This window comes from Acidovorax sp., assembly GCF_046339755.1.
Taxonomy (GTDB): Bacteria; Pseudomonadota; Gammaproteobacteria; order Burkholderiales; family Burkholderiaceae_C; genus Acidovorax.
Genome location: NZ_JBKDTZ010000213.1, coordinates 1 through 13,685 on the forward strand (window position 1 = coordinate 1; position 13,685 = coordinate 13,685).

Annotated in this window: 11 protein-coding genes, 1 pseudogene and 1 riboswitch; of the genes and pseudogenes, 2 read left to right on the forward strand and 10 right to left on the reverse strand. The window is 68.3% G+C overall.

Annotated elements, in window-relative coordinates; all coding sequences use genetic code 11:
• Positions 1 to 630: 630 nt before the first annotated feature.
• The 5 genes from ACK59X_RS17640 to ACK59X_RS17660 all read right to left on the reverse strand — a co-directional run bounded on the left by ACK59X_RS17640 (position 631) and on the right by ACK59X_RS17660 (position 6,593).
• Positions 631 to 1,905 carry an acyl-CoA dehydrogenase family protein gene (locus ACK59X_RS17640; RefSeq protein ID WP_409959250.1) on the reverse strand — a complete coding sequence of 425 codons (1,275 nt, stop codon included), beginning with the start codon at positions 1,903 to 1,905 and terminating at the stop codon, positions 631 to 633.
• A gap of 32 nt (positions 1,906 to 1,937) precedes the next feature.
• Positions 1,938 to 3,023 (reverse strand): phosphotransferase, encoded by a 1,086-nt coding sequence (locus ACK59X_RS17645; protein WP_409959252.1) that lies wholly within the window; start codon positions 3,021 to 3,023, stop codon positions 1,938 to 1,940.
• Between the two features lie 106 nt (positions 3,024 to 3,129).
• Positions 3,130 to 3,849: a Crp/Fnr family transcriptional regulator gene (locus tag ACK59X_RS17650; RefSeq protein WP_409959254.1), complete on the reverse strand. Its 720-nt coding sequence runs from the start codon at positions 3,847 to 3,849 to the stop codon at positions 3,130 to 3,132.
• Positions 3,850 to 4,007: 158 nt separating this feature from the next.
• The gene (locus tag ACK59X_RS17655; protein WP_409959256.1) at positions 4,008 to 4,787 is read right to left on the reverse strand and encodes an oxepin-CoA hydrolase, alternative type; all 780 of its coding nucleotides are present in this window, start codon (positions 4,785 to 4,787) and stop codon (positions 4,008 to 4,010) included.
• 282 nt (positions 4,788 to 5,069) lie between these two features.
• On the reverse strand, positions 5,070 to 6,593 hold the full coding sequence (locus ACK59X_RS17660) for a 3-hydroxyacyl-CoA dehydrogenase (RefSeq protein WP_409959258.1): 1,524 nt from the start codon (positions 6,591 to 6,593) through the stop codon (positions 5,070 to 5,072).
• 112 nt (positions 6,594 to 6,705) lie between these two features.
• Between ACK59X_RS17660 and ACK59X_RS17665 the strand changes: the two genes are divergently transcribed.
• Positions 6,706 to 8,976 (forward strand): hypothetical protein, encoded by a 2,271-nt coding sequence (locus ACK59X_RS17665; RefSeq protein WP_409959260.1) that lies wholly within the window; start codon positions 6,706 to 6,708, stop codon positions 8,974 to 8,976.
• An 86-nt stretch (positions 8,977 to 9,062) separates the two neighbouring features.
• Here the strand turns inward: ACK59X_RS17665 and ACK59X_RS17670 are convergent, their stop codons facing one another.
• The 4 genes from ACK59X_RS17670 to thiO are packed head-to-tail and all read right to left on the reverse strand — an operon-like array spanning position 9,063 to position 12,097.
• Positions 9,063 to 9,971 (reverse strand): thiamine phosphate synthase, encoded by a 909-nt coding sequence (locus ACK59X_RS17670; RefSeq protein ID WP_409959262.1) that lies wholly within the window; start codon positions 9,969 to 9,971, stop codon positions 9,063 to 9,065.
• Positions 9,964 to 10,773, reverse strand: a complete 810-nt coding sequence (locus ACK59X_RS17675; RefSeq protein WP_409959264.1) for a thiazole synthase — start codon at positions 10,771 to 10,773, stop codon at positions 9,964 to 9,966. The genes ACK59X_RS17670 and ACK59X_RS17675 overlap by 8 nt, the downstream gene beginning before the upstream one ends.
• Positions 10,774 to 10,781: 8 nt before the next feature.
• Positions 10,782 to 10,979, reverse strand: coding sequence for a sulfur carrier protein ThiS (gene thiS, locus ACK59X_RS17680; protein WP_409959266.1), 198 nt, complete (start codon positions 10,977 to 10,979; stop codon positions 10,782 to 10,784).
• The gene (gene thiO / locus ACK59X_RS17685; protein ID WP_409959268.1) at positions 10,976 to 12,097 is read right to left on the reverse strand and encodes a glycine oxidase ThiO; all 1,122 of its coding nucleotides are present in this window, start codon (positions 12,095 to 12,097) and stop codon (positions 10,976 to 10,978) included. The genes thiS and thiO overlap by 4 nt, the downstream gene beginning before the upstream one ends.
• Positions 12,098 to 12,146: 49 nt before the next feature.
• A riboswitch (TPP riboswitch) is annotated at positions 12,147 to 12,264 on the reverse strand.
• A 306-nt stretch (positions 12,265 to 12,570) separates the two neighbouring features.
• Here thiO and thiD point away from each other — a divergent pair.
• The gene (thiD, locus tag ACK59X_RS17690) at positions 12,571 to 13,425 is read left to right on the forward strand and encodes a bifunctional hydroxymethylpyrimidine kinase/phosphomethylpyrimidine kinase (RefSeq protein ID WP_409959270.1); all 855 of its coding nucleotides are present in this window, start codon (positions 12,571 to 12,573) and stop codon (positions 13,423 to 13,425) included.
• Here the strand turns inward: thiD and ACK59X_RS17695 are convergent.
• A pseudogene (locus ACK59X_RS17695) lies at positions 13,426 to 13,685 on the reverse strand (allantoin permease); the annotation flags it as partial. It abuts the gene before it with no gap.

Here is a 13,685-nt window from a genome sequence, read left to right on the forward strand (position 1 = left end):
GATGGTTCGTGTTGCATGGTGCGTCGCGCCCCGTGTGGGCGCGTGGATTGAAAACTGGTCTTGTAATCCTTGGGGCCCAGCAGCGCGCACGTCGCGCCACGTGTGGGCGAGTGGATTGAAACTCAATGCCACGCTGTCCAAGGCGCAAGTGATCGAGTTTCAATCCACGCGCCCACACGGGGCGCGACCGTGGTCAAGGCCGGATGCATCTGGGAAAACACCTGTTTCAATCCACGCGCCCACACGGGGCGCGACTGCCTGTTTATAACGTGCTGACGCTCAACGCGAAAAACAGAGCCTTGCGCGAACCGACCACGGCCGAGAGAGGGCGAGGCGGGAGATGACGCGGTGCGTTGAAAAAAACCCTGTGCGATAAGGCACTTGGCGCGTTGCGAACCTCCATGGGAATTTGCGATCACCTGGGGTTCGCAAGGAGCCCGCTACCGGCGGCTGGTGCTCGGGGGCGCCATGCCGGCTCTGATGGTCCGGACTCGCAGGTGCCCCATGCCCGGGATGGGGCATTGGCGCAATGGATGCAGCGCCTGCGGGCAGGGCACCGAGGCTGCATGGGGGGCCACTGGGCCCGCGCCGTGCGTGCCGGGCACGAACGCGGGAGGTGGCCGATCAGGATCAGCTGCCGCGCGTCACGGGCACGCCAGCGTCGCGGCCGTAGGCGCCGTACTTGCCCAGCTCCCACTTGGCGATGGCGTTGCGGTGCACCTCGTCCGGGCCGTCGGCAAAGCGCAGCGTGCGCGCGCCGGCGTAGGCATAGGCCAGCGGGAAGTCGTCGCACATGCCGCCGCCGCCATGCACCTGCATGGCCCAGTCGATCACCTGGCAGGCCATGCTGGGGGCGACGACCTTGATCATGGCGATCTCGGTCTTGGCGACCTTGTTGCCGGCCACGTCCATCAGCCAGGCGGCCTTCAGCGTGAGCAGGCGGGCCATGTCGATCTTGCAGCGGGCTTCGGCGATGCGTTCCTGCGTCACGGTCTGCTGGGCCACGCTCTTGCCGAAGGCGACGCGCGAGCTGGCGCGCTTGCACATCAGCTCCAGCGCGCGCTCGGCCAGGCCGATCAGGCGCATGCACTGGTGGATGCGGCCGGGGCCGAGGCGGCCCTGGGCGATTTCGAAGCCACGGCCCTCGCCCAGCAGGATGTTGGAGACCGGCACGCGCACATTGTCGAAGGTCATCTCCACGTGGCCGTGGGGTGCGTCGTCGTAGCCGAACACGTTGAGCGGGCGGATGATGTTGATGCCCTTGGTATCGGCGGGCACCAGCACCATGCTCTGCTGCGAGTGCTTGGGCGCCTCGGGATCGCTCTTGCCCATGGTGATGAACACGGCGCAGCGCGGGTCGGCCGCGCCGGAGATCCACCACTTGCGGCCATTGATCACGTACTCGTCGCCATCGCGCTCGATGCGGGTCTCGATGTTGGTGGCGTCGCTCGATGCCACGTCGGGTTCGGTCATCGCGAAGGCCGAGCGGATCTTGCCTTCGAGCAGCGGCTTGAGCCAGCGCGCCTTGTTGGCCTCGTCGCCATAGCGGGCGATGGTCTCCATGTTGCCGGTGTCGGGCGCCGAGCAGTTGAACACCTCGCTGGCCCATGGCACGCGGCCCATGATTTCGGCCAGGGGGGCGTATTCCTGGTTCGTCAGGCCCGCGCCTGCGTAGCCCGATGCGGCGGCACTGTCCACCGGCAGAAACAGGTTCCACAGGCCGGCGGCCTGGGCCTTGGGTTTCAGGTTCTCGATGGTGGTCAGGGCCGACCAGCGCTTGCCCGCAGCCGTGTTGGCGGCCAGCTCATTCTTGTACGAAGCCTCGTTGGGGTAGATGTGCTCGTCCATGAACTGCAGCAGCTTGGCCTGCAGGTCCTTGGTCTTGGGGGAGTAGTCAAAGTCCATGGGGGGTCTCCGGTGGTAAGCGGTGGGGGGGCTCAGCTGCGCGGGGCGAACGACCAGGCCAGCTGGGCCATGGGCCGTGCGGTGTCGCCCGAGGCCTTGGCCTGGGCGCTGGAGGCCGGGCCGGCCTGCACGCGCTTGGCCATGCCCTGCAGGATGGCGGCGATGCGGAACATGTTGTAGGCCAGGTAGAAGTTCCAGTCGGCGCGCAGCGCATCGGGTGTGGCGATGCCGGTGCGCTCGCAGTACATGCGGATGTAGCGGTCCTCGTCCGGGATGCCCAGCGCCGCGATATCCTGGCCGGCGATGCCGCGGCCCATGGAGGCGGGGATGTGCCAGCTCATGCAGTGGTAGCTGAAGTCGGCCAGCGGGTGGCCCAGGGTGGACAGCTCCCAGTCGAGCACGGCGATGACACGCGGCTCGGTGGGGTGGAACATCAGGTTGTCCAGGCGGTAGTCGCCGTGCACGATGGAGACTTGGCTTTCATCGCGCGCGCTGGCCGGCATGTGGGCCGGCAGCCATTCCATGAGCTGGTCCATCTCGGGGATGGGCTGGGTGATGGAGGCCACGTACTGCTTGCTCCAGCGGCCGATCTGGCGCTCGAAGTAGTTGCCGGGCTTGCCGTAGCTGGCCAGGCCGCGCTCGGCGAACTTCACCGTGTGCAGCGCGGCGATCACGCGGTTCATCTCGCCATAGATGGCGCCACGCTCGGCCGGCTGCATGCCGGGCAGGGACTGGTCCCAGAGCACGCGGCCCTGCATGCATTCCATGATGTAGAAGGCGCGGCCGATGACCGACTCATCCTCGCACAGCACATGCATGCGCGGCACGGGCACGTCGGTGCCGGCCAGGCCGCTCATCACTGCGAATTCGCGCTCCACCGCATGGGCCGAGGGCAGCAGCTTGGCCACGGGGCCAGGCTTGGCGCGCATCACGTAGCTCGCCTTGGGTGTGACGAGCTTGTAGGTGGGGTTGGACTGCCCGCCCTTGAACATCTCCACGGTCATGGGGCCTTCAAAGCCCTCCATGTGGGCCGTGAGCCAGGTGGTCAGTGCGTTGACGTCGAAGGCGTGCTGATCGGATACCGCGCGGGTGCCGACGAAGTGGTCGAAATTGCTCATGGGTTCGGGGTCCTCACGCGGGTGGCGCCGGCGTGTCTGTCTCGTCCCGCCGTGGTCGGCAGGTGTTGGGAAATGGGGGCGCCGGGGCATGCTCCGGGCCGGGATGTCAGGTATCTGCCTCGGCGATGCGCATGAGCGCGTCCCGGTCGCGCACCACCAGGCCGCCCGGCTCGATGCGGATCGCGTCCTCGCGCTCCATGGACTTGAGCTCCTGGTTCACGCGCTGGCGTGATGCGCCCAGCAACTGCGCCAGCTCTTCCTGCGCCAGCTGCAGGCCAATGCGCATCTCGCTGCCGTCCGACAGGCTGGGCACGCCGTAGCTGCGCACCAGGTGCACCAGCTGCTTGGCCAGGCGCGAGCGCAGGGGCAGGGTGTTGAGGTCTTCCACCAGCCCGAAGAGCTGGCGTATGCGCCGCGCATGCAGGCGCAGCATGGCTTCGTACAGCTCGGTGTGGGCGGCCAGGATCTTGCGGAAATCGGCCTTGGCCACGCACAGGATGGTGGTGTCGCCATGCGCATAGGCATCGTGCGTGCGCCGGTCCCCGTCGAAGATCGCCACGTCGCCGAACCAGATGCCCGGCTCCACGTAGGTCAGCGTGATCTGCTTGCCCGATATGGAGGTGGAGCTCACCCGCACCGCACCGCGCGCGCACGCAATCCACTCCTCGGGCGGGTCCCCGCGGGCGGCGATCAGGCCGCCATCCTTGAAGCGTTTGACATAGGCACATCGCAGGATGTCGTGGCGTAGAGAAGGTGAGAGGGAAGAAAACCAGCGACCTGAGTTGATCGCTTCACGTTCTTCGATAGTAAGAATCGGGTCGTCCATGGTCTGTCTTTTGGGTGACTGGAAACAGGCCCATTGTCGCGTGAGGGACCGGCGCGCTGCGTCAGGGTTGTCACCTGAGCGTCTTGCAACCAGGCGCAGCAAAACAAACGGCCCTGCGAAAGGGCCGTTGTGGTGAGGTGCTGCAAGCAGGGGGAGGGCTATTCGTAGTTCGGCGTGCGCTTTTCCAGGAAGGCCGAGATGCCCACCCCGCCGTTGGCGTGGTGCAGGTTCTTCACGAAGTGGTCGCGCTCGCTGCCCAGGTGCTGGGTCAGGTTGTTGCCGGGCGCATCGTTCAGCAGTTCCTTGATGCTGGCCAGCGCATTCGGCGCGCGCCCGTTCAGGCGCTCGGCCAGGGCCAAGGCCACTTCAAGCGCGCTGCCTGGGTCGGCCAGCTGGTTGACCACGCCCAGGGCGTGCAGCCGCTCGGAGGGGATGCGGTCGCCGCACATCAGGATCTCGGTGGCGATCTGGCGTGGCAGCGCGTGGGCCAGGCTCCAACTGGCGCCGCCATCGGGCGACAGGGCCACATTGCTATAGGCCATCACGAACACCGCGTTGCGAGCGGCCACCACCATGTCGCAGGCCAAGGCCAGCGAGAAGCCTGCGCCTGCTGCCGCGCCTTCCACTGCCGCTATGATGGGCTTGGGGTAGGTGCGCACCGCCTCGATCCAGTTGTGCAACCCTTCGATGCTTTGGGCCTGCACTTCGCGCGCCTCCTGGCGGTTGGCCAGCAGGCGCTGCAGGTTGCCGCCCGCGCAGAACATGTTGTCCGAGCCGGTGATGACCACGCTGCGGATGTCGTCGCTGTTCTCGGCCACGCTCAGGGCCTCCACGCCAGCGGCGTAGATGGCGGGCTCGATGGCATTGCGCCGCTCCGGGTTGTGGATGGTCAGCACCAGGGTCTTGCCCTGGCTGGTGCTCTTGAGTTCTGCGGGCATCGTGTCTCCAGTAAAGGCTTCGGCGGTTGGCTGCCAGGTTTTCGCAGCGCTCAGCATTGTCTGCCGCCTGTCAATCAGGGCGCGGCCCAAGCCAGGGCAGCCGTGCAAAGGCCGCCCCGCCGCACCGGCTGCGTCCCCCTTCCCGAATTGCACAGCAATTCGAGAGAAGGGGCTGAGGGCCGCGGCTCCAAGCCTGCCTGCGCAGGCTTGGACGTGCCAGAAGAGCCGCCGCCTCTGGCGGCGGTGCCGAGGCGCGACAGCGACTCAGGGGGATGTACCGAATCACGCTTCCTCGACGTGCGTGAGGCTCAGGCCGATGGCGCCGCGCCGGCGCAGCCAGGGGCTGGGGCGGTAGCGCGTGTCGCCGTACACGGTCTGCATGTTGAACAGCACTTCGAGGATGTTGGTCGGGCCCCAGCGGTCGCCCATGGCCAGTGGGCCCAGGGGGTAGCCCAGGCCCAGGGTGACGGCGGTCTCCAGGTCGCGCGGGCTGCAGATGCCCTGCTGGCAGATGTCGCTGGCGATGTTGACGATGGTGGCCACCACGCGCTGGGTGACGAAACCGCCGCTGTCGCGGATCACGCTCACCGGCTTGCCGTCGCGGGCGAACAGGGCGTGCGCGGCATTGCGGATGTCCACGCGCGTGGCGGGGTTGGTGGCCAGCACGCGGCGCTTGGTCGCGGCTTCCTCCACCAGCATGTCGATGCCGATGGTGCGCGCCGGGTCCAGCCGCTCCACCACGGCCACGGTGGTCACGTCGAAACCGAGTGGAGCCACCAGGGTGATGGCCTGGGGCGAGGGCGAGGTGCCGGTCTCGATGGTGGCGCCCAGGTCCTTGAGCAACTGGTACAGCTCGGCACGGCGCGCGGCGCGCGGCGATACCCAGACGGGCGGGATCTCGGCCACCACGGGCACCGGGGGCTCGGCGGGTACCTGGGCGGCGCCATTCTCGTAGCGGTAGAAGCCTTCACCCACCTTCTTGCCCACCACGCCGCCGGCCAGGCGCTGCGCGGTGATCACGCTGGGGCGGTAGCGCGGCTCGTCGTAGTACTGCTGGTAGATGGATTCCATCACCGGGTGCGACACGTCCAGCGCCGTGAGGTCCATGAGCTCGAAGGGGCCGAGCTTGAAGCCGACCTGGTCGCGCAGGATGCGGTCGATGGTGGCGAAGTCGGCCACGCCCTCGCCCACGATGCGCAGGGCCTCGGTGCCATAGCCGCGCCCGGCGTGGTTGACGATGAAGCCCGGCGTGTCCTGCGCCAGCACGGGCGTGTGGCCCATCTGCTTGGCATAGGCCGACAGGGCGGTGCAGACGGCCGGCTCGGTCTTGAGCCCGGCAATCACTTCCACCACCTTCATGAGTGGCACAGGGTTGAAGAAGTGAAAACCCGCCAGGCGCCCCGGGTGCTGCATGCCCGCGCCGATGGAGGTGACCGACAGGGACGAGGTGTTGGTGGCCAGCACCGTTTCGGCGCCCACCACTTTCTCCAGCTCGGCGAACAGGCCGCGTTTGGCATCCAGCCGCTCGACGATGGCTTCTACCACCAGGTCGCACTGCGCCAGGCCTGCCGCATTGTCAACAATGTGCAATTGCGCAGACCAGGACGCGGCCTGTTCTGCAGAAATGCGATTTTTCCCTACGAGTTTTTGCCACTGGTCGTGGATACTGTCCCGGGCGGCCAGTGCTGCCCCGGATTGGGCATCCAGCAAGAAAACCTGGCTGCCGGCCTGGGCGGCGATCTGTGCAATACCGCGGCCCATGGCACCCGAGCCCACGATGCCGACATTGAGAAACTGAATTTTCATAGCGCCATTATGGCTGTGGACATGCCCGCGCACTTATGTGCAAGAATGGGATGCGCTCAAAACAGAAATTATTGTGAAACTCCGTAACACCATTTTGGGAGCCGGTTTGTGGGTGGTTGCCTTGGGCGCCTCGGCGCTGTCCATGGGCAACGGTCGGGGCGCCGTGGTGATCGGTTCGCCGGTCGATCTGAGCTTCGACATTCAGCCAGACCAGGGTTCTGACATCGGGTCGTCATGTATCGGGGCCACACTGGTAGCGGGCGATACGCCCATCAGCCCCTCCCGGGTGCGCGTGACGCCCCAGGCCGAATCGGCCGGGCGTGCCGCCTTCGTTCGCGTGCAGACCACTTCGGCCGTCGATGAGCCGGTCCTGACCGTTAGCCTCACCGCCGGTTGCACGGGCAAGGTGACGCGCACCTACACCTTTCTGGCAGATCCCCCTGGACGTGTGCCGGCTCCTGTTGCCGCCGGGCAACTGCCGGTGGTTCCGGCTGCGCTGCCGGGCAATCCAGGCCTATCGGGGGGCACATCGGGCCAGGCCAGCGCTTCTTCTCCTCCAGACCGCAATGCGGCCGGCGTTCCGGCCCGTGGCGCTGCCGCTGCGCCCAGCCGGGCGGCAGCCGCCAGCGCCGCCGCGGCGCGTGCCCCGCGTGCGTCCGCCCCTGCTGCCGCCGCTGCACCGGCACGCACCAATGCGCGCGTGATCGCCAGCCCGCAGGCGCCAGCCCCCGCGACCCCCGGGCCGCGCCTGGTGCTCGAACCCCTGGACCTGTGGCTGGAGAGTCCGGTGGCGCTGCGGGCCTCCACCCAATTGCTTTCGACCCCGGCCCAAGAAGCGTCGCCGCAGCGCGCCGAAGCGGCGGCCGCCTGGAAGGCCTTGAACGCCACGCCCGAAAGCCTGGCCCAGGACGCCGAACGCCTGCGTGTGCTGGAGGCCGAGGCCAAGACCGTGCGGGCGGGCTCGGCCCAGCAGCTGGCTACCACGCAACAATTGCAGCAGCAGCTGGACGAGGCGAACGAGCGCTTTCCGGCCATGGTCGTCTATGTGCTGGGGGCCTTGCTGCTCCTGGCGCTGGGGTTGCTGGCCTGGGTGTGGCAGCGATCAAGCCGCCAGGCCGCACTGTCCGAAAAGTCCTGGCGCGAGTCGGTCAAGGTCAGCGCGGTGGATTCCAGCGCCCCGACAGCCGGGCAGGTCGATCCCGGATGGGAGCCGCTCGAAACCCTGCCCATCCCGTCGATGAAGGGTGACCTGCTGGCGCCATCGGGCAGCGCCGCGCTGTTCAAGGACGCCAAGCCAGTCTCTGCGCCGGCACCGCTGTATGCCGCGCCGACGGCGGTGGCTGCGGCGGCAGCCGCCCGGGTGCCGGTGTCCCCGCCCAAGGCCCCAGCCCCGTCGGTCGAGCCGGCGCGGGCGCTCCAGATCGTCAACCCTGACGACCTGTTCGATATCCAGCAGCAGGCCGAGTTCTTTGTCTCGGTGGGCGAGCACAACCAGGCGGTGGAGGTGCTGCGCAAGCACATCGTGGACCACAAGGAAACCACACCCGTGGCCTACCTGGAGCTGCTGCGCCTGTTCCACACCCTGAGCCGTGCGGAATACTTCATGCAGCTGCGCTCGCAGTTCATGCGCTATTTCAACGCCAAGGTGCCCGAGTTCTCGGCCTTCAACCGCCAGGGCCGTCCGCTGGACCGCTACCCCGAGGCCCTGGCTGAGATCGAGGCCGAATGGAGTTCGCCGGCCGTGCTGCATACGCTGGACAAGTTCCTGTTCCACCGCCCGGGCAACACGGTCGAGCCCTTCGACCTGGCCGCCTACGATGACCTGCTGCTGCTGCTGGGCATCGCCCAGACCACTCCGTCGAGTGCGCGGGGCGCACCGCCACCCCGCAAGCGCACCACGCCGGTGGAAGATTCGTTCGAAGCCGCTGCGGAGAGGGGCCTGAGCTTTCTGTCGCCGCTGGACAATACGGAGCCCGATTTCCCGCTCGACTCGCTGGCCGCCAGCCTGGAGTTCGATTTCGGCAGCGCCGCACCCTCGTCCGCTCCGGTGCCGATCGCGCGTCAGTCCGGCCCGGCCGAGCTGACGCTGGCGCCGGCATCGGGCCTGGCGCCCGTCGCCGGGGTTTCCTCGGCGCCGGCGCCCCTGGCTGCCGCGCAGCGGGCACTTCCGCGCAACCCGCCGGCTGCCTATACCAAGTCGTCGGTGAACCTGGACGTGGACCTGTCCGAACCTCTGCACCTCACATTGAGCGACCTGCCGCCTGTGCCGATCACGCCCCCACCCCCACCTGGCCAGGCCGTGGGCTTCGGTGCGGAGAATGACCTGATGGAGCTGCGCCTGGAGCTGGAGCAGCGCAAGGACGACGACAGTCGCAAGAAGTAGTAAAAAACAGGCATCGACGGCCTGTTTTTTTGTGGGCCCCTCCTGGTACGCCCGGTGTGGTGCTGCGCCGCTTCGCAGCCTGCACGTCAGGCGCCTTGCATGGCCTGCATCAGCTCCCCTGCAGCCGCCTCGGGGTCCGGTGCGTTGACCAGGGCTCGCACCACGGCAATCGAGCCTACGCCGGTTGCCAGCACTTGCGGAAACTGCTCTGCTCCGATCCCGCCGATCGCAACCTGCGGATAGGTGCGCAGCAGCCGTGCATACCCGTGCAGCCGGCCCACGCCCTGCGGCGCAGTCGCCATCTTCTTGAGCGTGGTGGGAAACACCGCACCCATGGCGATGTAGCTTGGCCCCACCGCATCGGCGCGCACCATCTCGGCATAGCCATGGGTGCTCACGCCCAGGCGCACACCGGAATGGCGCAGGGTCTGCAGATCGCCCGCGCTCAGCGCATCGAGGTCTTCCTGCCCCAGGTGAACGCCGTAGGCGCCCGCGTTGATGGCCGCGCGCCAGTGGTCGTTGATGAACAGCAGCGCGCCGGTGTCCTGCACCGCCTGCACGGCAGCGTTGACTTCGCGCTCGATGGCGGCCGGGTCGTCCGACTTGAAGCGCAGCTGCACCGTGGGTACGCCGGCGCGCGCCATGCGGCCCACCCAGGCAGCGTCGGGCAGTACGGCGTACAGGCCCAGCGCCTCGGGGCCGGCAGCAAAGGCCTGGGCGCGCGGTACGGGCTGCAGGCCAAAGTCGGCGGGCTCATCGGGCCAGGTCTCGGGGCTCAGCGCCCCGGTGCGCTGGGTACGCGCCTGCCAGGCGCGGGCGATGCATTCGGCGTCGTGCGCAATGAAGCCCAGGGTGCTTGCGGCCTGCAGTGCCGCCAGGTAGGCGGGCTCGCTGGAGGTGGGCGCCGGCGCGGGCTCGGGGCTGAATCCGGCGAAGGTGGCCGCATGGTGCGCCACGATGGCCTTGGCCAGTTCGGTCGGTGCGGTATCAGGCATGGTCGTCGTGGTGCCAGAAAGGGGTGCCGAGCACAGGGGTGCTGGGCTGGGCGGCGTCCTGTGCGGTCATGGCGCCGGCCAGGCGGGCCGCGCGGCCGGCGTGCACCGCATTGGCAAACGCGCCAGCCATGGCCACGGGGTCCTGGGCCAGGGCCACGGCGGTGTTGAGCAGCACGCCGTCATAGCCCCATTCCATCACCTGGCAGGCGTGCGAGGGCAAGCCCAGGCCGGCATCCACCAGCATCGGCACGTTCAGGCGCTCGCGCAGCATCTGCAGCGCATAGGGGTTCACCGGGCCGCGGCCCGTGCCGATGGGCGCGGCCCAGGGCATCACGGCCTGGCAGCCCACGTCCACCAGGCGCTGGCACAGCACGAAGTCCTCGGTGCAATAGGGCAGCACCTGGAAGCCCTCCTTGATCAGGTGCTCGGCCGCGCCTACCAGGTTCAGCGTATCGGGCTGCAAGGTGTAGTCGTCGCCGATCAGTTCCAGCTTGATCCAGGGCGTGTTGAACACCTCGCGCGCCATCTGCGCGGTGGTGATGGCCTCCTGCACACTGTGGCAGCCTGCGGTGTTGGGCAGCACGGGCACGTCGAGGCGGCGCAGCAGCTCCCAGAAGCTGCTGCCCGACTCGGCCGGGTTGCTGCCCTGGCGGCGCAGCGAGGCCGTGACCATGGCGGGGCGCGACGCCTGCACGGCGGCTTCGAGCACCGCCGGCGAAGGGTAGCGCGAGGTGCCCAGCAGCAGGCGGCTGTGGAAGGTCTGGCCGTACAGGACCAGGGGATCGTTGGGGGTTGCGGTCATGGCAGGGGTTAGCCTCCGGTCACGGGAGAGATCACTTCGACCTTGTCGCCGGGCTGCAAGGCCTGGGCCGCATAGCGGCTGTTGGGTACGAAGACGGTGTTCACCGCCACGGCGAAGGGCGGGCGCGCGGCGATGGCGGCCACGGCGTCAAGGACGGTGGCACCTTCGGGCAGATCGTGGGGGGTCTGGTTGATGGAAACGTTCATGGCAGAGAAGCGGCGGCAGCTTCGGGCTGCCGCCATTGCAGATTCAGGTCGAACCGGGGCGCGAGGGTGGACTGCCCGGATCCCAACAGCTCCAGCACCACGTCCAGCATGGCCGGGGCGATCATGAAACCATGGCGGTACAGGCCGTTGACTTCGAGCACGCCGGGGCGCAAATGGCGGATGGCGGGCAGGTTGTCGGGCAGGGTGGGGCGGCACTGCGTGGCCACCTCGACGATGCGCGCCTCGGCAAAGCCGCTGTGCACGGCATAGGCCGCGCTCAGCAGCTCCAGCGTGGAGCGCACGCTGGCGGGCGAGAGGTCGTCGGACTCGATCTCGGTCGCGCCGATTACGAACAGGTGGTCTTCCTTGGGTGCGATGTAGATCGGATAGCGCGGGTGCACAAGGCGCGTGGGGCGTTGCAGCGTGACCTCGGGCGCATGCACGCGCACCACCTCGCCGCGCACCCCGCGCAGGGCACGCCAGGGGTCGCGTGCGCCCAGGCCGCGGCAGTCCAGCACCCAATCGGGCTGGCCGGGCTCCCCGGGCTGGAAGGCATCGGGGTGGCGCAGCGCGTGCCAGTGGGTGCGCACGCCCAGGCGCTGCATCTCGTGCAGCAGGGCGGCCAGCAGTTGGCGGTTGTCGAGCTGGCCTTCACCGGGCAGGTACAGGCCCTTGGCAAATCGGCCGGCCAGGGCGGGCTCCACCGCGGCCAGGCGGGTGCCATCGAGCACCTCCAGAGGGGGCAACTCGGGGATGGTTCGGTGGTTGGCCTGCAATTGGCTGGTCAGGCGCTGGGCTTCGCCCGCATCCTGTCGGTGCCACACGATGAGCGTGCCCTGCTGCTGGAAGAAAACGGGTTGGGCCAGTTGTGCCAGCAACTGCGGCCAGCGCGTGAGCGCATGCTGGCCCATGCGCACCACGCCGGGCTCGGTCACGGCCGACTCGGCCAGGGGCGCCAGCATGGCGGCGGCCACGGTGGCGGCCGATTGCTCGGCGGCCGGGCCGGCTGCGTCGTAGATGTCCACGCTGTGGCCCTGGCGTGCCAGTTCCACGGCCAGCAGTCGGCCCATGAGGCCGGCGCCCAGGATGGCAAACGACGAGGAGGAAGAAGGAGTCATGCGTCCAGCTGTACTGCAGGTGGACAAAACGGGATGGCTGCTGCTGCTTGCCGTCGCTGTGGAAACTCCCCACGCCAGCATGATCTGGATCGGGTAGCGGGGCTGTGCAGCCCCAGGGTATTTTCTCAGTCGCGCGCCGCTTGGGCGGGACACCCCTGTTTCGTCCGTGAACCGCAATTACAGCACATCGGCCTTCGCCTGCCCTGACCCAGGTCATGAAGATGATCCCTGATCCGATGGTTGACCGCTTGTTCATTCTCGGTCGCCGCATGACCGAAAGCGGCTTTGCCTGCTCTCCGATCCCCGAGCGTGGTGACGCCGCTAAGCACCCGATGGCACCGTGCTCGCCACGCCATGCCGCGTTCCTCCTCCTTGCGCACAACGGTGCACTGCGTCCTCGCGCCTTGTCTGGCGCGCCGATCACGGCCCCCTCGGGCGCTTTCAACCGTCGGATCAAGGATAATTTCCGCCCTATGACTTCTGCCTCCACCCAAGGGCTTTCCACCGCCCCGCGTTACGCACGCGTGCTCTCGATCGCCGGCTCCGACAGCGGGGGCGGCGCGGGCATCCAGGCCGACCTCAAGACCTTTGCCGCGCTGGGCTGCTACGGCATGACCGCGATCACCGCCATCACCGCGCAGAACACGCGCGGCGTGACGGGCATCCACGGCATCCCGCCCGAGATGCTCAAGGCCCAGATCGACGCCGTGGTGCAGGACATCGGGGTGGACGCCGTGAAGATCGGCATGCTGCACTCGCCCGAGGTGGTGCACGTGGTGGCCAACGCCATCCGCGAATACCGGCTGCCCCACGTGGTGCTCGACCCGGTAATGGTGGCCACCAGCGGCGACCGCCTGATCGCGCAGGAGACCGTGGGCGTGCTGGTGCAGGAACTGTTCCCGCTGGCCGAGGTGATCACGCCCAACCTCGACGAGGCGGGCTGGCTGCTGGGCCGTACGCTGGCGGGCCTCGACGACCTGGAGCAGGCCACGCAGGACCTGCTGGGCCTGGGCGCGCGCGCCGCTCTGCTCAAGGGCGGCCACCTGCCTGGCGACTGGGTGGTGGATGTGCTGGCCACCGCGCCTGGCCAGGCCGGCCACCGCCTGCAGTCGGCCCGCATCGCCACGCACAATGGCCATGGCACGGGTTGCACGCTGTCGTCCGCCATCGCTGCGCACCTGGCCCTGGGCCTGCCGTTGCAGCAGGCGGTGGAGGGTGCCCGGGCCTATATCCTGGGCGCGATTGCCGCAGGTGCCAACGTGGTCACCGGTGGCGGCCATGGTCCGCTGAACCATGGCTATGCGCCGGTGGCGCAGCGGGTGTTCTGATCAGAATTTGGGCCGTGTGGCCCAGGCCAGAACGAAGCTGAATACCAGCGCGGGAAGGGCGGAGCCCGCGCCCGGCAGCACCCGCGGCGCGACGTGGTACACCGCGATGCCCACGAGCCAGATGGCCACGGGCAGCCAATTGACCTGGGGGGCGCGCTGCAGCAGTGCTGGGGCATTGGTTCCAAAGGCCAGGCGGCCGAGGATCACGCCGAACAGGGGCACGAACACCGAGCTGAGCAGCAGCAGGAAGGGCTCCAGGC